The 22,564-nt window shown below is 41.7% G+C and carries 18 protein-coding genes; 9 read left to right on the top strand and 9 right to left on the bottom strand.

Annotated features, from left to right (window positions below):
• Window positions 1-107 precede the first annotated feature (107 nt).
• The 5 genes from AC3WLU_RS20705 (at window position 108) to AC3WLU_RS20685 (ending at window position 6,076) form a co-directional block, all read left to right on the top strand.
• Complete coding sequence (locus AC3WLU_RS20705) at window positions 108-1,322, top strand: ammonium transporter (protein ID WP_063577454.1); 1,215 nt, start codon at window positions 108-110, stop codon at window positions 1,320-1,322.
• Between the two features lie 14 nt (window positions 1,323-1,336).
• Window positions 1,337-1,699: a P-II family nitrogen regulator gene (locus AC3WLU_RS20700; protein ID WP_048685015.1), complete on the top strand. Its 363-nt coding sequence runs from the start codon at window positions 1,337-1,339 to the stop codon at window positions 1,697-1,699.
• A gap of 565 nt (window positions 1,700-2,264) precedes the next feature.
• The gene (locus tag AC3WLU_RS20695; RefSeq protein WP_057278591.1) at window positions 2,265-2,915 is read left to right on the top strand and encodes a LytTR family DNA-binding domain-containing protein; all 651 of its coding nucleotides are present in this window, start codon (window positions 2,265-2,267) and stop codon (window positions 2,913-2,915) included.
• A gap of 131 nt (window positions 2,916-3,046) precedes the next feature.
• Window positions 3,047-4,573, top strand: a complete 1,527-nt coding sequence (gene scpC / locus AC3WLU_RS20690; RefSeq protein WP_034305854.1) for a succinyl-CoA:acetate CoA-transferase ScpC — start codon at window positions 3,047-3,049, stop codon at window positions 4,571-4,573.
• A gap of 396 nt (window positions 4,574-4,969) precedes the next feature.
• A complete protein-coding gene (locus tag AC3WLU_RS20685; protein WP_063577452.1) occupies window positions 4,970-6,076 on the top strand; it encodes an AI-2E family transporter in 1,107 nt (368 codons plus the stop codon).
• A gap of 55 nt (window positions 6,077-6,131) precedes the next feature.
• Here the strand turns inward: AC3WLU_RS20685 and AC3WLU_RS20680 are convergent, their stop codons facing one another.
• The 5 genes from AC3WLU_RS20680 to AC3WLU_RS20660 all read right to left on the bottom strand — a co-directional run bounded on the left by AC3WLU_RS20680 (window position 6,132) and on the right by AC3WLU_RS20660 (window position 12,593).
• Complete coding sequence (locus AC3WLU_RS20680; protein ID WP_458353484.1) at window positions 6,132-7,550, bottom strand: NAD-dependent succinate-semialdehyde dehydrogenase; 1,419 nt, start codon at window positions 7,548-7,550, stop codon at window positions 6,132-6,134.
• A gap of 209 nt (window positions 7,551-7,759) precedes the next feature.
• Window positions 7,760-9,028 carry a dicarboxylate/amino acid:cation symporter gene (locus tag AC3WLU_RS20675; protein WP_057278594.1) on the bottom strand — a complete coding sequence of 423 codons (1,269 nt, stop codon included), beginning with the start codon at window positions 9,026-9,028 and terminating at the stop codon, window positions 7,760-7,762.
• A 221-nt stretch (window positions 9,029-9,249) separates the two neighbouring features.
• Window positions 9,250-10,161, bottom strand: coding sequence for a ketopantoate reductase family protein (locus tag AC3WLU_RS20670; protein ID WP_264640195.1), 912 nt, complete (start codon window positions 10,159-10,161; stop codon window positions 9,250-9,252).
• A gap of 156 nt (window positions 10,162-10,317) precedes the next feature.
• Window positions 10,318-10,881: a 3D domain-containing protein gene (locus AC3WLU_RS20665; protein ID WP_063577450.1), complete on the bottom strand. Its 564-nt coding sequence runs from the start codon at window positions 10,879-10,881 to the stop codon at window positions 10,318-10,320.
• A 647-nt stretch (window positions 10,882-11,528) separates the two neighbouring features.
• A complete protein-coding gene (locus AC3WLU_RS20660; protein WP_492597824.1) occupies window positions 11,529-12,593 on the bottom strand; it encodes a M20 family metallopeptidase in 1,065 nt (354 codons plus the stop codon).
• Window positions 12,594-12,756: 163 nt separating this feature from the next.
• On the opposite strand from AC3WLU_RS20660, the gene AC3WLU_RS20655 reads away from it, so the two are divergent.
• The gene (locus tag AC3WLU_RS20655; RefSeq protein WP_048685038.1) at window positions 12,757-13,263 is read left to right on the top strand and encodes a general stress protein; all 507 of its coding nucleotides are present in this window, start codon (window positions 12,757-12,759) and stop codon (window positions 13,261-13,263) included.
• A 50-nt stretch (window positions 13,264-13,313) separates the two neighbouring features.
• Here AC3WLU_RS20655 and AC3WLU_RS20650 read toward each other — a convergent pair whose 3' ends face one another.
• The 3 genes from AC3WLU_RS20650 to AC3WLU_RS20640 form a co-directional block, all read right to left on the bottom strand.
• Window positions 13,314-15,308: a methyl-accepting chemotaxis protein gene (locus tag AC3WLU_RS20650; RefSeq protein WP_492597823.1), complete on the bottom strand. Its 1,995-nt coding sequence runs from the start codon at window positions 15,306-15,308 to the stop codon at window positions 13,314-13,316.
• Between the two features lie 199 nt (window positions 15,309-15,507).
• Window positions 15,508-16,974: a PH domain-containing protein gene (locus AC3WLU_RS20645; protein WP_492597822.1), complete on the bottom strand. Its 1,467-nt coding sequence runs from the start codon at window positions 16,972-16,974 to the stop codon at window positions 15,508-15,510.
• Window positions 16,974-17,468, bottom strand: coding sequence for a PH domain-containing protein (locus AC3WLU_RS20640; RefSeq protein WP_063577446.1), 495 nt, complete (start codon window positions 17,466-17,468; stop codon window positions 16,974-16,976). The genes AC3WLU_RS20645 and AC3WLU_RS20640 overlap by 1 nt, the downstream gene beginning before the upstream one ends.
• Before the next feature lie 304 nt (window positions 17,469-17,772).
• On the opposite strand from AC3WLU_RS20640, the gene dacB reads away from it, so the two are divergent.
• From dacB to bluB, 3 genes are all read left to right on the top strand, one after another.
• Window positions 17,773-19,194, top strand: coding sequence for a D-alanyl-D-alanine carboxypeptidase/D-alanyl-D-alanine endopeptidase (gene dacB, locus AC3WLU_RS20635; RefSeq protein ID WP_459564344.1), 1,422 nt, complete (start codon window positions 17,773-17,775; stop codon window positions 19,192-19,194).
• A gap of 435 nt (window positions 19,195-19,629) precedes the next feature.
• Window positions 19,630-20,235 (top strand): uridine kinase family protein, encoded by a 606-nt coding sequence (locus AC3WLU_RS20630; protein WP_063577444.1) that lies wholly within the window; start codon window positions 19,630-19,632, stop codon window positions 20,233-20,235.
• A gap of 91 nt (window positions 20,236-20,326) precedes the next feature.
• Window positions 20,327-20,968 (top strand): 5,6-dimethylbenzimidazole synthase, encoded by a 642-nt coding sequence (gene bluB, locus AC3WLU_RS20625; protein ID WP_063577443.1) that lies wholly within the window; start codon window positions 20,327-20,329, stop codon window positions 20,966-20,968.
• 119 nt (window positions 20,969-21,087) lie between these two features.
• Here the strand turns inward: bluB and rpoN are convergent, their stop codons facing one another.
• Window positions 21,088-22,446, bottom strand: a complete 1,359-nt coding sequence (rpoN, locus tag AC3WLU_RS20620; protein WP_492597821.1) for an RNA polymerase factor sigma-54 — start codon at window positions 22,444-22,446, stop codon at window positions 21,088-21,090.
• Window positions 22,447-22,564: the final 118 nt, after the last annotated feature.

The following is a 22,564-nucleotide window of genomic DNA, read 5'->3' as shown; positions in this document are numbered from 1 at the left end:
AAAATACAAAAATTAAGTTGAATTATTAGAAAATTAAGTATATGATAAAAAATATAACATAGTCTTGTTAATAAACATAACATATATAAAAAGGGGGAAAAAACAGTATGCAAATGGCAGATTCGGTTTTCATGTTTTTGGCGACGATGATGGTTTGGCTAATGACACCAGGGATTGCCCTATTTTATGGAGGGATGGTAAAAAGTAAAAATGTCTTGAATACGGCAATGCATAGTTATATGCCTCTGGCTGTCATTTCTATTCTTTGGGTGCTGATTGGGTATTCATTATCATTTTCACCTGGTAATTCACTTCTGGGCGGTCTGGACTGGGTTGGTTTAAAGGATGTGGGTTTTGCACCAGGACCTTACAGCGAAACAATTCCCCATAGTTTGTTCATGTTATTCCAAATGACTTTTGCCGTTTTAACGGTCTCGATCATTGCTGGTGGCATTGCCGAGCGGATGAGGTTTTCAGCATTCCTGATTTTTACGATCCTATGGTCTTTATTCGTATATGCTCCCGTTGCACACTGGGTATGGGGTGGAGGCTGGTTAGCGGAACTGGGTACACTTGACTTTGCAGGTGGCAACGTTGTTCATATATCTTCAGGGGTTGCAGGTTTGGTATTGGCAATCATGTTAGGTAAAAGGAAAGAGTCGGGGGACAGTGCGCCGCATAATCTTCCTTTAACATTTCTTGGAGGATCATTAATTTGGTTCGGTTGGTACGGCTTCAACGTCGGAAGCGCACTGACAATCAATGGAGTGGCGATGAATGTATTCGTTAATACAGCTGTTGCAGCAGCTGCTGGTATCATTGGATGGCTGATCGTCGAGTATATGGCTAATAAAAAGGCAACATTGCTGGGTGCAGTATCCGGAGCCATTTCTGGTTTGGTGGCCATTACACCCGCTTGCGGATTCGTAACGCCCGCATCATCAATCATCATCGGTGTCATCGGCGGTGCCGTTTGTTTCTGGGGCGTATTCTTCCTGAAGAATAAACTGGGTTACGACGATGCGCTTGATGCTTTCGGATTACATGGGATCGGCGGGACTTGGGGGGGCATAGCTACAGGTTTGTTCGCGACAACTTCCGTAAACGAAAGCGGTGCAAATGGTTTATTCTATGGAGATTTCAACTTGTTGTGGAAGCAGCTTGTAGCGATCATCGCGACCTATATCTTCGTTGCCGTGGTCACTTATATCGTTGCTAAAGCCATTAACCTTTTCGTACCGTTGCGTGTCAGTGAAGAAGATGAGTCAATGGGGCTTGATCTTACACTTCATGGAGAAAAAGCTTATCACGAATCAATCTAAAAGGGGGTGCCCATATGTCCGAGATTTTAACGAAAATAGAAATCATTACACGTCCTATCCAATTTGAACAATTCAAAGCGGAACTTGCGAAAATAGGGGTAAGCGGAATGACAGTATCGGAAGTAAAAGGAACGGGTCTTCAGAAAAGTTATGTGGAAACATATAGAGGCAGAAATCGTGAAATGTCATTGCATGATCGAATGAAAATCGAAATCGTCGTGTGTGAAGTCCCAGTTCAGGATGTTGTGGATGTAGCAAGGAAATTCTTGAGTACCGGTAAACCGGGTGACGGTAAAATCTTTATATATGAATTGGCGAATGTTGTGAATATCCGTACCGGTAAAGAAGGTCATGATGCGCTAAAGAATGACATCTGATGCTGTGATCAATTCCGCCGGATACAGAAGATTAAAGAAAGGGAGCTGAAAATGGGGAGACTGGTCCGAATTGTTAATGCAAAAAAACAGAAGATCGTTAATACGCTCATTTCAGAGGATGTATATCAATCTGATGACCGACCCTTTTTATTGGAATTGCCACTGAAAAATTTAGAAGAGATGTTATCACTCCGATTAAAATCCCCGTTTCAAAATCCCCCTTCAAAAAAATGACCTTTCAGCCGTTATCCTAGGAGAGCGGCTTTTTTGTTTGATGTCCGCTGGATTTTGATATTTAAATGTTTGTATAATAAGGAAACTTTTTTCTTGAATCCCCCATGGAAATCGGGGAGCATTCCAACTATAATGAATAAGGACATAAATTTAAATACGATTTTTTTGCTTTTTTCGACGTTTTTCGCTTAGTTACTTCAATTTTTCTTTAATTTTCCGAAAAGTGAATTCAAAAAAATGTAAGTTTACCAAAAAACTATGAATTACTTCATGAATGCCCTGCTTAAAAATAGGGGAATTATTAATATGTTCTTTTAAGAGGTGAAAGGAAATGGATCAATTTACGGTCGAATCCGTTTTAAATATCATCAGGGAGTTTGTACCGAAGGATGCTTCAATTTCTGTGGCTGATTCCGAAAAATACATTTATTATCAACCGAGCAAACAAGTGGACTTAAGAATAAAACCAGGTGATTTAATCAGTGAAAATACGGCGACATATAAAGCGCTGAGCATCCGTAAAAAAATAGGGGTGCAAGTTGAAAGTAATGTATTTGGCGTACCTTACTATGGGCTGAGTGTCCCTATCATGGACGAGGGCAACCCTTTAGGGGCGGTAACGGCCATCTTGCCGTCAAAGCCATTGATTTTACCGACATCATTCCTGACCATTAAAACAGATGATCGCTGGATACCGCTTCCATATGATGAAATTATGTATTTGGAAGCTCAAAATAGGAAAACTAAAATTCAGTCCGAACGTGTGAGTGGATTTCATAAAATGAATTTAAGTGAATTGGAATTCATTTTACCTAGTGATTTATTCATTCGTGTGCACCGTTCGTACATCGTCAATATCAACTATATACAAGAGATCCTCCCTGATTTCCATTCTACATTTTTATTGATAATGAAAGACAACTCAAAAATCCAGGTCAGTCAAACATATGCTAGTCAATTCAGGAGGGCTTTGGGGTTTTAGTGATTCTCCTTTGTGTGAAAGAAATGCTGGTTTATGCCCAATTTAAGGCTTTTCATTCGAAAATGAATGTGACGATTACACAGGATTGGTAAAATTAAGTGTAAGAAAAGCGAAAAATGGGGGTCTTTTGTATGAACGAAAGCGTTTTCAAAAAAATTCGCAATGAACAATTTAAGGGGAAAGTAGTTACAGCGGAAGAAGCAGCATCATGGATTAAAAATGGGATGAAACTCGGTATGAGTGGATTTACCCGTGCTGGTGATGCTAAAGTTATTCCGATGGCTCTAGTTGAAAGAGCTAAAACTGAAAAATTCAAAGTTGACGTTTATACTGGTGCCTCATTAGGACCGGAAGTCGACCAACATATGGCGGAAGCGGGTATCATAAATAAACGTTTGCCATTCCAAGCGGATAAAGGCATTCGCAATAAAATCAATGCTGATGAAGTAACTTATGTGGATCAGCATTTGTCTCATACGGCTGAACAAGTTCGTCAAGGCATTGTCGGACCAATCGATTTTGCAATCATCGAAGCGTTGGCGATTACGGAAGATGGATTGATCATCCCGACAACTTCTGTAGGCAACTCAGCCATATTCGTTCAAGAAGCTAAACATGTGATCATTGAATTGAACGTATCCCATCCAGAAGGATTGGAAGGGATGCATGATATATATACACCGGCTAAACAAGGGGAACGCGAACCGATTCCTATGACTAAAGCAAGTGATCGCCTAGGATCGATCGGCATTGCGGTTGATCCCGAAAAAGTAATGGGAATCGTCGTTTCTACAGATCTTGATGCACCTTCCACAATCGTGCCGCCGGATGAAGAAACTGCAACAATCGCCAACCACCTCATTAACTTCCTTCGTGGAGAAATAAAGGCTGGCCGTTTAACTGAAAGCCTTGCTCCGCTTCAGTCGGGTGTAGGTTCAGTGGCGAATGCAGTATTCGCTGGCTTCCTTGATTCTGAATTCAAAGATTTGGAAGTTTATTCAGAAGTGCTGCAAGATGCGGTATTTGATCTGATCGATGCTGGAAAGGTTAAATTTGCTTCAGGGTGTTCGATTACATTAGCTGAAGAAAAAGGGAAACAAGTTTACGGTGAGCTTGAAAAATACCGTGATAAGCTAGTTCTTCGTCCACAAGAAATATCTAATCATCCTGAAATCATCCGTCGTTTGGGCTTGATTTCAATCAATACAGCGTTAGAGTGTGATATCTATGGTAACGTAAACTCGACACATGTTTCTGGGACAAGAATGATGAATGGAATTGGCGGATCAGGAGATTTTGCCCGTAATTCACGCCTAGGAATTTTCGTTACGAAATCATATGCAAAAGGCGGCAAAATTTCCAGTATCGTTCCTTTCGTTTCTCATGTGGATCATACTGAACATGATGTGGACGTATTAGTGACAGAGCAAGGGATCGCTGATTTACGTGGCTTGGCACCAAAAGAGCGCGTAGAGTTAATCATAGAAAACTGTGCTCATCCTGATTACCGACCACAGCTACGTGCATACTTCACTGAAGCTGTTGCGCAAACGGGCGGGCATCAAACTCCGCACATTCTTGAAAAAGCATTTTCATGGCATACGAACCTAGCTAAAAACGGTACGATGCTTGAAGCGGTTCTTCAAGATCAAAAATAAGACTCAAAACCCCGCCAATAAAAAGCGGGGTTTTTTTATTGGGTCCGTGTCCGGAATAGGTGAAAACCAATGAATCTTTCGTCACATCAATGGAATATTGAAAAGTAAATAGATTATTTCTCCTAAGTAATTTGTATGGTGTTTCCTATTGATTCTTTTTCCTGCGACAAATAACAGATTTAAAGTGTAAAATGATGCTTAACCATCAAAAAGTTAGGGAACTGTATCTTTAGGCTTTTTTCTATTATTTTTATATATAATTATTCATCCAAGTTATAGAAATATGGTAAACTGCTAACAATGAATGATTATCATACATAGGATTTTTCGCATTTATGATGTTGTTTCCTTAGAAATAGGGAGTTAAATAGAATTGCTTATAGTGGAGGAGATAATTTGTTCAAGCAAAAACTGCATTTTTGGACGTTAGAGTTATTACTATTGTCTTTACTTTTTTATGTTGGTACAAAGATTTCTTTTCTTTTTGAACCAATAGTCATTTTTACATCTACATTGTTCTTTCCAATCTTGATTTCGGGTTTTCTCTACTTCCTGTTCAATCCCACTGTTGATTTCCTCGTTAAAAGGAGAGTGCCAAGGGGATTGGCGATTTTATTGCTTTACGTATTTTTCCTTGGGTTGATTAGTTTACTGGTCGGTTTGGTTGGCCCGTCACTTTCAAAACAGGTTACGGATTTACTCAATAACCTTCCGGATTATTTCAATCAAACAAGGAAGTTCATTGAAGACTCAGCGGAGTCAAAATGGTTTTTATGGACGGTGGAACAAGATTATGTACCTCTGCAAGAAGTAGGGGATTCGCTGCAAAAATATTTGACGAACTTACCTAGTAATATAACGAACAGTTTAACTTCCGTTTTCAGCGTGGTGACGAATATCACTTTAGTTGTCGTAACGGTTCCTTTCATCCTGTTTTATATGTTGAAGGATGGGGATAAGCTTCCGGCCGCCATTATGAAATTCGTACCGGTTCGCTATAGAAAACCAGCTTTAACGGTACTTCAGGAAACTGGCGGGACGCTTACTACATACATACAAGGGCAGATGCTTGTTTGCATGTTTGTCGGGATCGGAACGTTCATCGGATATCTAATCATTGGGTTGCCTTATGCGTTCTTATTCGCGCTGATTGGCGCCGTGACCAATATCATTCCATATGTAGGTCCGTTTATCGGAGCCGCTCCTGCCGTCATTGTGGCGTTGATCCATTCACCGACAGAGGCATTATTGGTCATTCTGGTTGTAACGGTCATTCAGCAATTGGATGGTAATTTCATTTCACCGTTAGTCATCGGGAAGAAATTGAACACACATCCGCTTACCATCATCATCCTATTGCTTGTCGCCGGAAACATTGCCGGTATCATCGGTATGATTTTGGCGGTTCCGACTTACTCTGTTGTTAAAACGATTGTATTGAATATCGTAAAATTCATCAGGATCCGAAAAGAGGAAAAGCTTGAAGAAGATATATTGGAATGAAAAAACGGGCCAGACTCAATTGAGTCGGGCCCGTTTTCTTATTGTGGTAAATAGGTCACAAACCTAAGGAAATATATTTTACTTCCAGGAATTCTTCGATGCCCTGGTGTCCGCCTTCACGGCCGAGTCCGCTTTGCTTGAATCCGCCAAATGGAGCTTGCGGAACGGAAGGAAGTCCATCGTTCAAGCCAACAATACCGAATTCAAGTGCCTCGGTGAATTTGATGCCCTTAGTGATGTTTTCAGTGAAGACGTAAGCTGCCAAACCGAAGATGGAGTCATTTGCCCTCTTGATTGCCTCTTCATCCGTCTTAAAGGAGGCAATGGGAGCTAGTGGACCAAATGTTTCTTCCTTCATGCAGAGCATGCTGTCATCAATGTTGGACAATACGGTCGGTTCAAGAAAAAGGCCGCTTATTGATTTACCGCCAGCTTCGAGCTTAGCGCCGCTGCTGATTGCTTCATCAATTTGTTTTTGAACCTTATCCACTGCATTTTGATCGATAAGCGGACCGATATCGACGCCATCTTCCAGTCCATTTCCTACCTTTAGTTCCTTGACCTTGGCAACGAGCTTTTCGATGAAGGCCTCTTGAATGGCTTCGTGGACATAAATGCGATTTGAACAGACGCATGTTTGTCCTGCGTTACGGAATTTTGAACTGATGATGCCATCAACCGCTTTATTAAGGTCGGCATCCTCAAGAACGATTGCTGGTGCGTGACCTCCGAGTTCTAGCGAGATTTTCTTTACCGTGTCTGCGGAGCCCCTCATCAGGGTTTTGCCGACTTCTGTAGAACCGGTAAACGTCAATTTACGAACCCTCGTATCTTGAAGCCAAGTTTCGCCGATTTCTGAGGATTTTCCTGTCACGACATTGATGACTCCTTTTGGAATGCCAGCTTCTTCGGCTAATTCAGCCATTTTTAAAGCTGTTATGGGAGTCAGGTTTGCCGGTTTAATGACGACTGTGCAGCCGACGGCAAGCGCTGGTGCCACTTTTCTTGTAATCATGGCAGCAGGAAAGTTCCAAGGCGTAATGACAGCTACAACTCCGACAGGCTGTTTAGTCACGAAAAGCCGCTTATTGGACACGGAAGCAGGAATCGTTTCGCCGTACACCCTTTTTCCTTCTTCGGCAAACCAAGATAAAAAGCCATTGGCATATGTCATTTCACCAAGAGCTTCTTTAAGGGGCTTTCCTTGCTCTTCAGTCATGATTTTTGCCAGTTCTTCTTTATGATCATCAATCAATCGATGCCATTTCCAAATTAGTTCAGCACGTTCGTAGACTGAGAGTGCAGCCCAGCCTGTAAAGGCTTCATATGCGGCATCTGCAGCCTTCGCCGCTTCAGTTGCACCGCCTTTAGGAACGGTGGCAACTACTTCATCCGTTGCCGGGTTTTTCACTTCAATTTTATCCAATCCAAAATCCGACCACTCACCGTTAATAAATAATCCGTAATCCTTCATGATAAAACCTCCTAATTTGGTTAAATCCATCAAACTACTAAACTTCTAACTTTATACTTTTACCTGTTACATAAAAGTATAAACACTTTTCAGTGATTCTGAAATTTATTTGATTGGCTATTTATAGAAAAATGGCTTTTCATTGCTAGAAAGGGAGGAATACACAAAAAAAGAGGTGCAAGCTGCACACCTCTTCATTCAAGGTTCGATTATTTTTCCGATGAAACAGCCACTTCATTCATATCATCTGAGATGGCTTGGTTTGGATTGAATTCACCTTCTGATTTAGAAATGACCACCGTAGCGACACTGTTACCGATTAGATTGGTGATGGCGCGTGCTTCTGACATGAAGCGGTCGACTCCAAGCAGTAATGCCATTCCTTCAACTGGAATCATTGGGAAGGCAGCTAATGTTGCAGCAAGTGTGATGAAACCGGATCCCGTTACACCGGCAGCACCTTTGGATGTTAACATCAAGATTCCTAGAAGGGTCAATTCCTGCCAGATGCTTAAATCGACACCATAGGCTTGGGCGATGAAAATCGCAGCCATGGATAAGTAGATGGAGGTGCCATCAAGGTTGAAAGAATAACCGGTTGGGACAACCAAACCGACTACCGATTTTGAGCAACCGTATTTTTCGAGTTTTTTCATCACGCTTGGCAGGGCGGATTCCGATGAAGAGGTTCCTAAAACTAAGAGGATCTCTTCTTTTATATAGGCAATGAACTTGAAAATATTAAAGCCATACATTTTTGCAATCGAGCCAAGGATAAGAACGATGAAAAGTGCCATTGTGATATAAACACTGCCCATTAATTGTCCTAACGAGGATAAAGAACCAAGGCCAAACTTACCGATTGTATAAGCCATTGCTCCGAATGCGGCCAATGGAGAAACTTTCATGATCATACCGACGATGCCGAAGAAAATGTCGGCAATATGCTGAAAGAAAGAAACGACTGGCTGCACTCTCGGTCCCATTGCTGCCATCGATAATCCGAATAATACGGCAAAGAATAGAATAGGGAGTAAGTCTCCGCCAGCCAGTGCGGCAACGGCATTATCAGGAATGATATTAGAAATGAAAGCAACGGCGCCATGTTCCGTTTCGGAAGCGGCTGTCGTATATTGTGATACATCTCCGCCCTCGACTGAATCGATGTTAAAGCCTTTACCAGGTCCCAGCAGATTGACCACGATGATTCCGATGGCAAGTGCGAAAGTGGTAACGATTTCAAAATAAAGCAGGGCCTTTCCGCCGATGCGGCCAACCTTTTTCATATCACCCATACCGCCGATTCCGATTACGACGGTTAAGAAGATGATTGGTGCGATGACCATTTTAATCATTTTAATAAATAAATCAGCCAATATCTTTAGTTGTTCACCGAAAGCAGGGAAGAAGAAACCGACTGTTATACCCAGAATGATACCGATGATGACCTGAACTGTTAAATTTTTTAATATTTTCAAGGGGCATTCTCCTTTGTTATATGATAGCGCTTTCTTAACTTGATAATAGTGTAACAGAAGAAAGAATCAGAATATTCTTTTGGTGATATTGTTTTCTTTTTGTTCTTTTTGGTCTTGGGGATTTTGAATAACTGAAGAGGAATTAAAAGTGAAGATTAGGATATAAAGAGATTACTAAGCCGTAAAAAAAAATACCGGTGGAGCACCGGTATTGGCGAAAATCAATTTTCAAATGGTTTTATTAGTGCATATAGGGTTCCGATCACAGGAAGTTTCAAACCGACCTTGTCGGCTAGGCGCAGTGCACCGCCCTGTAAATGTTCCACTTCGAGGGTTAGGCCCTTCCGGCGGTCCTGGTGCATCGAAGAGGTGGATTCATCAGGTAAGCCTGCCATGTTTTCCAACGCTTGAGCAATATTCTCCACAGTAATTCCGACGTCATAAGCATTTGCAAGCTCCTTCATTTCAACAAGGACCTTTTCTAGCAATCCATTGGTTTCCGGGTATCTCCGTATCGTGCCGATAGGGAGGTTCGATGCTGTTGTCACACCGGAAAACGCGGTGATGAACATGTATTTGATCCACATCCTGATCAATATGTTTTCCGTTCTGCTTACCTTCATGATAGCTGATCCCGCCGCCTGTTCGAATTCATCACATATCTTTTTTTGTGACGGATGAAGCGGGCCATAGATTAAATCGTGATTTTCATTGGAGTGAATGACATGCCCTTTTTCATCAAGGGTGGCGATGATGAAGGCACTTCCCCCCAAGACGGCTTCATCGCCCAGCGCCTCCTGTAAAATGGATATATGCTCCAATCCATTCAAAAGCGGGAGAACCTTTGCGCCCTTTTCAACAAGCACCTTTAAATCTGTAAGGGTGCCTTGCAGATGCTGGCCTTTTACGGCGAGAATCACGAGGTCGACCTTTTCGATGTCATTTACATTCTCTGTGATATGAAGGTCGTTGAATTGGTAGTTTCCATGTGGGCTGGTTATGCTGATCCCGTTTTCCTTCAATTGTTTGGCGCGGTTTTTTCGGACAAGGTATTGAACATCCTGTCCGGCCTGCTGCAACCTGCCCCCAAAGTAGGAGCCCAGTGCCCCGGCCCCTATAATGACAATATTCAAAGCGCACACCTCTCTTTTGATTAAGATGTACTAATCATAACATTGACTGAAATTTCAGTAAATATTTCCGTTTGAAGGTCAACTGGTTGTTTAGATGTTTGTAAGAATGGGAAAAACAAAAGACCAGCCTGAAAGGTTTCAGGCTGGTGCTTATCATTATTTATAGATTTTTACTTTAACGGTTTTTCTGCCCCAATTGATAGCTTTTGAGTGAGAAGAGTAGAAGACGTCAATTTTATTCCCTTTGATTGCGCCGCCTTTATCTGCCGCAATGGCATCCCCGTATCCTTCTACATGAACTTTTGTTCCTAGTGGAATGACCTTAGGGTCGACCGAGATGGCTTTTACGTTAGGGTTTTTCTTTAAGTTAAGACCAGATGCTGTAATCCCGCTGCAGCCTTTGCAGTTCGCAGTGTAAGCTGTTGCCTTCACCGTGATCGTTTTATATTTCTTGGATGATGATGATGTTTTTGCTTTAGCTTTAGGTTTAGCAGAGGTCGATGTTTTCTTGACCTTTAAAACTTGTTTTGGATGGATGTTATCTTTTTTCAGGTTGTTCCAACTTTTGAGTTGATTGACTGTTATATTATGTTTATTGGCGATACCCCATAGTGTGTCGCCGCTTTTAACTTTGTATGTAGTAGTAGCAGCCGATGAAACTCCGGAAAAACTAAATACCAAAAAGAAAGCAGTGAATAGTGGAAGTAGTATTTTTTTCAAAATGAATAGTCTCCTTTGTTTTAAATCGTAGACTTAGAATAACAGGTCTTTATGACAATAATGTTTCGGTGGAATAGTAATTGTGTTACAAAAAGGTTTCCCTTGATAAATAAATGTAATATAAACTAGGTCAAAAGTACTTATCTATTAAATGTAAATATATTATTTATTATGTCAGTATAAGCGTTTTTTTGTTAAATAGTGTTGATGTAATGGCGTATCCTGTTTAATTAGGTAATATATGGATGTGAAATCCCTGGTTTTAAAGTCCTGTATATTTTGTAAAAAAACAACGTAATATTAGACGATTGAATGCTGTTTATTTTAGTAGGAGAGGATATGCGGAACATGGAAAAAGCCGACATCTATGTGATGCCGGCTCAAACTGTAGACAAAATCGATGAAAATCGAGTTTGTCTAATTTTTTTGAGAGCTTGTTAAAATTCGAACATTGATTTCCACTCCAGGCACTCGCTTTCCGCGGGCGGTCCGGGAGCCTCCTCGGCGCCTTTGCGGCTGTGCGGTCTCCCTTGGACGCGCTTTCCCCGCAGGAGTCTCGCACCTTTCGTTTCAATCAACTTTGTTTTTAAAATGTAGATAGACCTCCTTTTGTCTATATGTGATGCCGGCTTTTTTCATGATTTGGCTTAATGTAAAGCAAATTCAGAAGCGAAATCGACCAGCATTTTTTGATAGACTGCTACTGATTCAAGATTGACGCATTCCCTATCTCCATGCCAGTTCTCGCCTTTTGGTCCGAATTCAATCGCTGGGATATCATATGCCGCAAAAAAGACGGTATCTGCGGAGCCATGTTGTCCGAAAATGACAGCGTCTTGCTTGGTGTTTCTTTCGATAATCGGTCGGAGCAAAGTGATGAATGGGTCTGACTCTTCGGTTTTTACAGGTTTACTGTACATATTAAGGTGAACATTTTTTCCTGTCACACTTTCGATCTGAGCAATGATATCTTCCATTGTTTGCGTAGGAAGATAACGAATATCAAGACTTAGCAAACAAGCATCCGGTACCTTATTATAGACATCCCCGCCTTTTATTTTTGCTAGGTTAAGTGAAGGGGAAGAGTAAAGGGGAGTATGATCCCGGGTGAATGGAAGTTCCTTTATTTTTTGATAGAGATCATAGGACTTTTCAATTGCATTCACGCCTTCCCATGGACGGCTTCCGTGTGCAGATTTGCCGGATACTTCAATATCGAGACGAAGGGCACCCTTTGCCTGGAGTCCGATTCCCAATTGCGTCGGTTCAGCACAAATTACAAAGTCCCCCCGATAACCATGTTTCGCTAAATATCCGGAACAGTTCAACCCGCCAATCTCTTCATCCGATACGATCTGTAGCTGGATTTTTAAACCTAAGTCCTTATCTTTCAGTTCGGTAAATGCACACATCATCCCTGCAACCCCAGCTTTCATATCGGCTGTTCCGCGTCCATATAAATTTCCTTCATGAACCTCAGGAAAAAATTGATCCGGCGTACCGCTGACAACATCGACATGGCCATTCCAAATTAGGGTTTTATCTCCGCTGCCAATCTCGCTAACAAGCATTTTATAACCGTTATTTACGATCACATTCACGTTAAGTCCTTGATCTTTAAGCCAGTCCGCACAGTAATCTACCGCTTGGTTGGCTCCTTCTTTCGATGAACTGTCGATGGATACTAAATCTTTAAGTAACTCGATGAGCAAAAAGAAAACCTCCTAAAAATATGCATACTACTATTATATATACCCTTTCTGAGTAAGGGTTAACTCGAAAATATTTTCCTGTTAAATAACGTTTAGCATTTTCATCCCCTGGGGTATGTAAAGGGGGAGCGACAATTTACATTCTTTAAGGAGGATGATAGATATGGATAAACGTATAATTGGTGTATATGAAACTGGAGAAGAAGCCATAAAGGCTGTTGAGTCATTACAGGCCCAAGGGTATAATCGTGAAGATATTTCAGTTGTAGCTAAAGATAAAGAAGAATTAAATGCAGTGAATGAAGAAACGGGTACAAAAGTTGAAGAGGGGCTCGCAGCTGGTGCGGCGACTGGAGGCATTTTGGGCGGTGCTGCCGGGTTATTGGCAGGTGTGGGTGCGTTGGCGATTCCGGGAATCGGGCCGGTACTGGCTGCTGGACCGCTTGCTGCAACATTAGCCGGAGCGGCTGTAGGCGCTGGAACAGGAGGATTGGCCGGTACATTAATCGGAATGGGCATACCTGAAGACGAAGCGAATCGTTATGAAGCGGATGTAAAGAGCGGCAAATTGCTTGTGTTAGTCGATTCGGATGCTAGAAAATCCAGTTCTTCTTACTCGGGAATAACCGAAACCGATGAAACGCTGACGAATGGCAGAAGAACTCTATAAGTCGTACTTTTAAAAAGGACGGATCCCTTAGGGGGCCGTCCTTTTTTTGATTAGAATGTGAATTTCTTTATTTCTTTGTGCATTTCCTGGGATAGGGCATCCAATTCATTAGCCAGGGCATTTAATTGTTCCATGGAAGCATTCGTTTGTTCTGCGGAAGCTGATACTTCTTCAGTTCCTGCCGCAGTTTCCTGACTGATTGAATTTAATTTTTCTGCATTGCCCGCCATCCGTGTGACCTCGTTTACCATATCGTTCATCATCTCTTTTATTTCGTCAAAATTGCTGAATGTGGTCGTGATGATGGATGCAATGTGACTGAAAGCATTTTCCGTATCCGTTACAGAAGTATCCTGAAGATGGATTTTTTGATTGACTTGACCAATCAAATGAACGGTATTGGTTGTATCTGTTTGCATGGCTTGAATGATTTCAGAGATTTCTTTCAGTGATTTTTCCGTTTGTTCGGCCAATTTCTTCACTTCATCGGCAACAACAGCAAACCCTTTTCCGTGTTCACCAGCCCTCGCTGCTTCGATGGCAGCATTCAGGGCGAGTAAATTCGTTTGTCCTGCAATCCCGCTTATGGTTTTTACGATCGCACTGATATCATTGGATCGTGCATCCAATGATTTGACTGCCGTGCTCATCTTATTGGATATCTGGGACGTTTCATTGAATTGTTGTTTCAGGCCTTGTACTTGAGTGATTCCGTTTTCGGAAGCCTTGAACATATTTTCGGATTCCGTGGCCATTTTTCCCGTTTGCGCCTCAAGCTCATTGATTTTGTCAGCCAATAGCTTTACGGCCATTTCGTTATTCTGCCCGACTTCGATTTGGTCTATGGCACCGGCTGCTATTTGTTCCATCGTCATGGCCACTTCGTTAGCTGCCGCTGAATTTTCATCGGCACTGGCCACTAGCGTCATGGAGGAATCCGATACTTTATCGGAAAGGTTGTTGACAACCCCTAACATATGACTCATATTCCTGGTCATTAAGCTGATATCTTCTGCAAGTTGGCCAATCTCATCTTTTCTGGAAATGGAATTCCAGGAGGTGAAATCGCCGTCAGCCATTTTCCGTATGGATTCCTGCAGCTTTTTAATGGGATTCGTTAAAGAACGGGTGATGAAGATGGCAGATAGTGCAGTGACGGTAAAGACAATCAACAGTGTGATGACATTTTCGACTATCATCGGGCTTGCCCGGACTTTCACTTCATTTTCCTCCATTACCCCTGCTATTCTCCATCCGGTGGTAGGATTTGTGGCGTATCCGACGATCCGGCTCTTCCCTTCAAATTCCTCGATCATTGATCCGGATTCACCTTTCATTTTTTTGAAAATATTTTCCTTTGATAGATCCTGTTGAATTTTTTCCTTGTCTGGATGTGTAACGAATGACCCTTTCTGATCAAGCAAAACCGTATAGCCCGTTTCGCCGAATTTCGTTTGATTGACCATCGTGATCAATGTATCGATTGAGATGTCGACACCTAGCACGCCTATTAATTCATCACGATCATCATATATGACCTTTGCTGCCGTAATGACAAGTTCATTCGTAGCCTGATCAGTATAAGGTTCCGTCCAAATGGTCTTGTTTTTTTGTTTTAATGCGGATTGATACCAATCCCTTTGTCTCGGATCGAAGTCAGCCGGCAAATCCGCTTTAGGGAATATTAATGTTTTTCCATCTTTCTCGGTGCCAAGGTATAAACCATTTATTTCAGAACTGCTTGACTGTGTATGGGAAAACTCATCCATTATGGATTCGGGGTTCTTATCATAAGTACTCATGATAGGATACTTACTGATCCTATCCAATTGATTTTCCGTTTTTTGAAAGAAGGTCTCGAAAGAATCGTTCATTGACTTGACTTGCTCTTCCGTCGATCCGGTAATTTCCTGGGTCGTCAACTCGATACTATTTTTATAGCTCATGTAGGAAATGGCCATTCCGCTTATCATGATCAAAGCTAAAAAGGGAATCAATATTTGTTTTTTTAGCGAATTAAAATACCAGTCTGTCAGTCTTTTCATCTGTAAAATTCTCCTTATATACTTCTAATTAATTTTGACTTCTATTTGATATTTCGGTCTTCTTTCGCTTTTTTTGAAGGGACAAGTTAGAAAATTCCAATATTAATTTTGTCGTGAAGTGCAAAGGTGGGAAGGGGGTGGAATATAGTGGATAAAAAAAGAGCTGACTGCCATGGTCAACTCTTTCATTCATTGAATACTATTCGAATTGGATATTTTTTGTCCTGTCCATATACCATGTGTAAAACTCGTCTGCATATTCAACGGATACATCTTGGAGCTTTGTATGGTGTACAGGCTTGGAGCGGTTGATCGTTTCAATTGTGGCAAGCCCGAAAAACTTTTGCAGCTTCGAACGTTCCACCTCAATTTGAATGACCTTGCTTCTTTTGGTAATGAATAGTGATGTTTCCAAACTTCCGGATTTGAACTGAATGAACTCATCATTTAACAAGTAACGGCTATTTTTGTAATCCATTATTCTCAATGTATAAATGAGGACGAGTAGAATCAGCGAGATATACCATAGGGAGGGTTTGAAATAATAAATCGCCAATGTTGTGAGAATCCAGAAAAAGCTAGGTCGCAGCATTCGGATTTTGAAGGCCTGTTTCGATAGTGACCTCATTGATCGTTCCACTTTGTAAGCGGGTAAAATCTCTTCTACCATCCCATATGCCCGTTCAATTGATAAAAAGGGATAGAGGGTGTTCGTTTCCAGCTCTTCATCACCGGTGCTTCCTGCACTGATCAGTTTCACTTCTGCCAACCCCAGCACTCTTTTAATGATTGATTGGGTGATTTCGACTGCTTGTACTTTTTCTTTCCGAATGGAAAAAGCGGATTCGTCCAGTACACCTTTCTTGATATATATGCGCTCGTGATCGGATGAAATTTCATATTTTCCATATTTAACGAATGTGGAAACGATTCCGAAGGCAACGGCGACACATATGAGGCCTGCAATAACGATGGTAATGATCCACCATGTATCCAATAACTTGGCAAGAAACCCTTCGGTGTTCTCCAAATCAATAAAATCATCGAGTGTATTATATAACGTAGCCAATATCGGGATAAGAGCCAGGAAACTGAGTGATGTAAAGGAAGCTTTCAGCACATCATGTTTGCTAGGAGTGAAATGGATCGTTTTTTCAATGGCTGGTTCCATATCCTCAGCAATTCGTTCTTCGGAAATATCAATAACCGGAAGTTCCTGTTTTGAGGCATATTCCCCCTCAAGCCGTTCGGCTTCTTTTCGGGAAATCATCTCGAAAGGTACGCTACCCTGATCACCAGTCATCACCGTTTCGAATGTTAAAGAGGTCAATCTGAAAATCTTATGAAATAACGTCGTGCGTTGCTGGACATTCTGAACCTTATGAAGCGGGACAGTTCGATACGATTTCGAGACAAGCCCTGAAGTGATGTATAAGGTACCTTCTTTGATTTGGTATTTGTATGTATACCATCTAAGGATGACAGAAATGACTTTCCAAACCAAATAAACTAGAAAGCCGATTTGGAGTACCTTCATATACATCTTTTCAGAACCGAAATTCAGGACATAAAGCATGATTATGAAAAATACATTCCCCTTCAGCAATTTCCAAAATTCGAAAGGGATTTTGAAAGGGTGTAATCGTTTTGCGTGTTCTTCCATCATTAATCCACTTCCTTAATTTTTGCGAAATGGGCAATTTTATCTCGTAATTCATACGCCTCTTTCTCGGGGATGGCCGGTATGTCATGAGAGTCGCCCATTGTTCCGATGCTTAGGGAATAAAGGTTGTATTTTCGCAAAAACGGTCCTTGGTTCAATTTGACGGATTGAACCTTCGTCATCGGAATGAGTTCATGCGTTTCATTCCAGGCTCCACGTTTTGTTTGAATGAATTCTTCGTTCACGTCGTATCGCCAATACTTTTGCAAAAGTATCGGTTCAATGAAGATGGACCAGATAGCATGGAAAAAAGATAATACGATAAGTCCGTTTAAAATCCATCCAATCCATTCTTTCCAAGTGAAATAATCATCAACAAATAATAGGAGGCCAAGGACGGCGAGGATAATGAGATTGGTAATGGCTTCAGTTATCCGCCACACCTTCACTGATTCTTTGGATATTTTCTTCGTTGGTGGCTGTATCTTGGAATACATATATTCACTCCTTACTATGTCTTTATACTTATACGGATTATCTTGCAAAAAAGTTCCCTATTAAAGGTATATGTATAGAAACTATGCAGCCGCATACCGTGGAGTGGCGGGCGAATAATCCTGCAGTTTCCCGAGTATGTATAAATAAGGAGCTTTCTAGTGGATCTTTTCTTTTTATATGACCGAAAAATGGACAAGATAGAAGTGGTGAGTTTCTAGAGTGGGAGTGATAGGTTTGACGTATAAAAGGAAGTTGAGTTTTATATTCTTCCTGTTTTTGATTTGTTTTTTTAATGGAGAGTCGATGCAGGCTGCAAATGATGATGGAAACCTAGGGCAGGAAATTCAACGAATATTGGAGCAATCGCCAGGATTGGCTGGGGCGTTGACGGGAATTTCCATCCGTTCAGCTGAAACGGGGGAAATGATTTATGAACGGGGATCGCAAACGAGATTGCGGCCTGCTTCCAATCTTAAGCTTTTGACAGCAGCAGCCGCGCTGGAAACTTTAGGGGAAGATCATACTTTTCAAACGGAACTATACATAAAAGGAGTGCAGGTTGGCCATGTTCTGCAGGGCAATGTATACCTGAAGGGAAAAGGGGATCCCACATTATTGGAAAAGGATTTTGATGAGCTGGCAGCTTCACTGAAGCAAAGGCAAGTCAAGTTCGTTCACGGGGATCTTATAGGGGACGATTCTTGGTATGATGATGTTCGTTATTCTCAAGACTTAGTTTGGGGCGATGAACAGGAATATTACGGTGCAGCCGTTTCGGCTTTAACTGCTTCCCCGAATGAAGATTACGATACCGGTACCATCATCGTGGAGTTAGCTCCTGGGGAAAAGGCTGGAAAGAGTGCAACGGTAAAGCTGGAGCCTGAAACCGATCACGTGAAGGTCATCAACAAAACGAAAACTGTATCGGCAGATGCTAATAATAAGATTGAAATCGAACGGTCTCATGGCACACAAGTCATTACGGTGACCGGGACCATTCCGGAAGATGCCGAGGTGACCAAAGAGTGGGTCTCAGTGGAAGATCCCACAGAATATGCCTTGAGCCTATTTGAAAAATCAATGAAGGAACATGGAATTAAAGTGTTAGGAAAAAGGAAAAAAGGGAAAACGCCAGTAGGAGCGCATATGATTGCCACTCATCAGTCCATGCAGCTTTCACAGCTGCTTATTCCTTTCATGAAATTGAGCAATAACAGCCATGCCGAGGTTTTGGTGAAGGAAATGGGCAAAGAGGCAGATGGGGAGGGAAGCTGGAAGGATGGTTTGAAGGTTGCTCGAAATCAGCTGAAGAGTATGGGTCTCGATATGCAAACGATCATGATGCGTGACGGGTCTGGAATTTCCCAAGTCAATATGATTCCAGCGAATGAAATAACGAAGCTGCTGTATGCCATTCAAGAAAAAACGTGGTTTCCTGCTTACTTGAATGCTTTACCGATTGCAGGCAACGAAAATCGGATGGTGGGCGGTACTCTTAGAAAGAGGATGAAAGGGACACTTGCAGCCGGGAATGTCCGCGCGAAAACAGGGACAATTTCAGGTACGAGCTCCTTATCCGGTTATGTGACGACCAAAAGAGGGGAAAAAATCATATTTTCAATCATTTTGAATAATTTTGTAGAAGAAAAAGGCATTACGGCAATCCAGGATAAGATAGCCGTAATGCTCGCAGAACAGGAAAACCTATTGGGAAGCGGCCATTAGTATCCATGGGGCTAAGTTGAAGTTCAGGATCTGCGAGAAAGAGGTCGGTATCAGCCAAATCATTTTCTTCGGCAGATCTGATCAGGTTTCAATCGCAGATCCGAATGGCCTATTCAAATCGATGGTCATTATATGACATTGCATCAAGTCGGCATTCGAACATTCGAAGGCCTTTCTCCGATATATATGTCTATAACAAGAAGTTTTCAAGTCCATTACATGGAAAGTCTAGCCGTTTGATCGTAGACAGTTTCTCCATGAAGTGGAGGGAAAGGGGCCCTTTTCCTCCTCTGTTTCTTTAATCAGACATGAAGCTGGGGGCAAATTGGTTTTTATTCAATATCAGCACCTTCTTCTTATTTTTTTAAATTATCCCCCTCAAGGAAGGAGTTTAAGGGAGGATTAATAGAAATAAGTATATAGGGGGGAATGCTTATGAACTTTCCAACACTTAATGGACAGTATACGATCAGCAGTCTTATAGCTGAAATTCACGAAATTTCCAAAAAACGCTCACTCTATATATTGGCTATAGATGGCCGGGGTGGATCTGGAAAAAGTACACTCGCTGCCCGTATCCAAGCAGAATGTCCAGGTAGCGTGGCCGTTCATATGGATGATTTTTATTTGCCGTCATCGGAAAGGGTTCAACTGCCTCCATCCCAAAAGCCTATCGGGGCGGATTATGATTGGAAACGGGTTTGTAACCAAATCCTAAAACCGCTTACAAAGGGGAAGGAAGCAAGATATCAAAGGTATGATTGGGAAACGGACACTATGGCCGAATGGCATGAAGTTCCTGCTGGGGGCCTTGTGATTATAGAAGGAACGTATTCAATCCGTAAAGAATTGGCAGGGTACCATGATTTCACGATTTGGGTGGAATGTCCCCGTGATCAGCGTTTGAAACGTGGCCTTGAGCGGGATGGTGAAGATGCGCGTCAAATGTGGGAGGATAATTGGATGGTTCATGAAGATCTCTATGTGGGAGTGCAAAGGCCTCAAGAAAGAGCGGATCTTGTTGTGGACGGAATGAGCTGAGCCAGCGGATATTTTAATTGTAAGGGTTTACCTATAAAATGTATTGTATGTTTAGATAAATTTCCGGGGAGCCGGAAATAGGGGGGAAACTATGTTTACTAATGAAGAACAAGCTGCCGTATATAAAGCCATTTATAACCGTAGGGATATCAGGAGTTTTTTGCCAAAGCCCATTTCAAAGGATATACTCCGCAGAATTTTGGATGCTGCACATCATGCGCCGTCTGTAGGATTCATGCAGCCTTGGAGTTTCATCGTGATTTCGTCTCAGGAAACCAAGAACAGTTTGGCATGGGCAGCGGATAAAGAAAGAAGGGCCCTAGCCATTCATTATGAAGGAGGTAAAGAAAATAAGTTTCTTAGTTTGAAAGTGGAAGGGTTAAAAGAAGCACCGTATACAATTTGTGTTACATGCGACCCGACACGGGGGGGCTCCCATGTTTTAGGGAGGAACTCCATTCCGGAAACCGATATCCTATCCACTGCCTGCGCCATTCAAAATATGTGGCTGGCTGCCTATGCGGAAGGATTGGCAATGGGATGGGTAAGCTTTTATAAGAAAAATGATATTCGTGATATTTTGGAGATTCCGCCGCATATAGAACCTGTTGCACTCCTGTCGATTGGCTATACGGATCAATATCCGGATAAACCCATACTTGAACTTGCTAATTGGGAAAAAAGAAGGCTGATGGATGAACTTATTTTCGAGGATAAATGGGGGAATAAATAAACCGATATATTATGATTCCAAAACTGTTTATTAAGCCCCTGGTTCAGGGGTGGAAAATATAGAAGACTCTTACAATAGATTCTCATTTGTAAGAGTCTTCTTAAAAATTCGGTTTGATTTTAAAATCTGCGCCGTTTTGAAGATCCCGGTATACCGAGGTCTTCACGGTATTTTGCAATAGTGCGGCGGGAAATCTTCGTCCCTTCATTTTCGAATATTTGACAAAGTTTCTGATCTGAAAAAGGCTTTATTTTATCTTCATCGGCAATCAGGACCTTTATTTTTTCTTTGATGGTGGCCGTTGATTCGGTTGCTGGGCTGTTCACGCGGTGTAACCCTCTAGTAAAGAAGTTCCTTAGTTTAAAGAGGCCATGCGGCGTCTGGATATATTTATTGCTCGTGGCCCTGCTGATCGTTGATTCATGAAGCTGAAGTTTTTCCGAAATATCCTTCAGTGTCATAGGTTTTAATCCTGTAATTCCCTTCATGAAAAACTCATGCTGCTCCTCCACGATTGACGCGGTCACTTTGTAAAGCGTCATTTGCCTTTGTTCGAGCCCTTTTAACAGTAATTGGGCATCATTTATGTGCCCTTTTATATAATCTTTAGCTGGATTAACGGAATTGATGGCGACGTGGTTCTTGTAGTAAGGATTGATGGAAAGTTTAGGTGTACAGCTATCGTTGACCGTTATCAGAAAACCTTCTTTATCTTTTTCCACGTAAACGTCCGGAACGATGTAATGAGTCATATCATCGGAAAAGTGACTGACAGGACGCGGGTTTAACGTACGGATGAAATCCGAGGCCTCTTGTACTTCCTGAACGGTCACTTGGTGAAGGGCGGCAATTTTCCTGTAGCGTTTTTCTGCTAAATCTTCTAAGTTCTTTTTAACGATCTTATACGCCAATTCATTGTGATTCTCATGCTCACACAGCTGAATGAGTAAACAATCGGCCAGATCTTTAGCACCGACTCCAATTGGGTCAAGGGATTGCAATATTTGAATCATATTTTCGATTTCTTCCACGGGTACGGAAAAATGCGAAGCAGTCCAATGGACATCCAATTCTAGAAATCCATAATCATTTAAGTTTCCAATCAAAAATTGGAGAATCTTCTTTTCAAATGCATTCAATGAACTTAGTAAACTCAATTGTTCCAGTAAATGCCTTTCAAGTGTTTCTGTGCTGACTGAATGATTGTTGATAGGGTTGTAATCATTGTCTCCGTTGAAACCTTTACTTTTAGAGGAAGAACCACGTATCTGAGAATTTATTTTATTTGTACGAATACTGTGCGATGAGGGGGGCTCTTTAAAGCTAATTTCGAGAACGGGATTTTCGTAAGCCTGTCGGTTCAGGAAATCTATCAGTTCATGGGTGGAATATTGAAGGATATTGATCGATTGCTGTAATTCAGGGGTTAATGACAACTTCAAGGTTTGTTTTTGGTACAGTTCAAATCCTACCTGCATATATATCAACTTCTTTCATTTAGATTAACATAGCGGCTCAAAAGGAATGAAAAAATATTAACATGATAATAATACAAATCTTCCGAAAATTCAACATTGTGTGTCAGGTTTTGTAACA

It is taken from the genome of Peribacillus sp. FW305-BF15 (assembly GCF_058783805.1).
Note: the sequence above shows the minus strand (reverse complement) of the source record. Positions and strands in the feature narration are given on the sequence as shown.

Excerpts from the sequence above, each read along its gene's own strand:
- AC3WLU_RS20705 (WP_063577454.1), top strand. The coding sequence starts at position 108 with ATGCAAATGGCAGATTCGGTTTTCATGTTTTTGGCGACGATGATGGTT.
- AC3WLU_RS20700 (WP_048685015.1), top strand. The coding sequence starts at position 1,337 with ATGTCCGAGATTTTAACGAAAATAGAAATCATTACACGTCCTATCCAA.
- AC3WLU_RS20695 (WP_057278591.1), top strand. The coding sequence starts at position 2,265 with ATGGATCAATTTACGGTCGAATCCGTTTTAAATATCATCAGGGAGTTT.
- scpC (WP_034305854.1), top strand. The coding sequence starts at position 3,047 with ATGAACGAAAGCGTTTTCAAAAAAATTCGCAATGAACAATTTAAGGGG.
- AC3WLU_RS20680 (WP_458353484.1), bottom strand. The coding sequence starts at position 7,550 with ATGAAGGATTACGGATTATTTATTAACGGTGAGTGGTCGGATTTTGGA.
- AC3WLU_RS20655 (WP_048685038.1), top strand. The coding sequence starts at position 12,757 with ATGGATAAACGTATAATTGGTGTATATGAAACTGGAGAAGAAGCCATA.
- AC3WLU_RS20650 (WP_492597823.1), bottom strand. The coding sequence starts at position 15,308 with ATGAAAAGACTGACAGACTGGTATTTTAATTCGCTAAAAAAACAAATA.
- AC3WLU_RS20645 (WP_492597822.1), bottom strand. The coding sequence starts at position 16,974 with ATGATGGAAGAACACGCAAAACGATTACACCCTTTCAAAATCCCTTTC.
- AC3WLU_RS20640 (WP_063577446.1), bottom strand. The coding sequence starts at position 17,468 with ATGTATTCCAAGATACAGCCACCAACGAAGAAAATATCCAAAGAATCA.
- dacB (WP_459564344.1), top strand. The coding sequence starts at position 17,773 with ATGCAGGCTGCAAATGATGATGGAAACCTAGGGCAGGAAATTCAACGA.
- AC3WLU_RS20630 (WP_063577444.1), top strand. The coding sequence starts at position 19,630 with ATGAACTTTCCAACACTTAATGGACAGTATACGATCAGCAGTCTTATA.
- bluB (WP_063577443.1), top strand. The coding sequence starts at position 20,327 with ATGTTTACTAATGAAGAACAAGCTGCCGTATATAAAGCCATTTATAAC.
- rpoN (WP_492597821.1), bottom strand. The coding sequence starts at position 22,446 with ATGCAGGTAGGATTTGAACTGTACCAAAAACAAACCTTGAAGTTGTCA.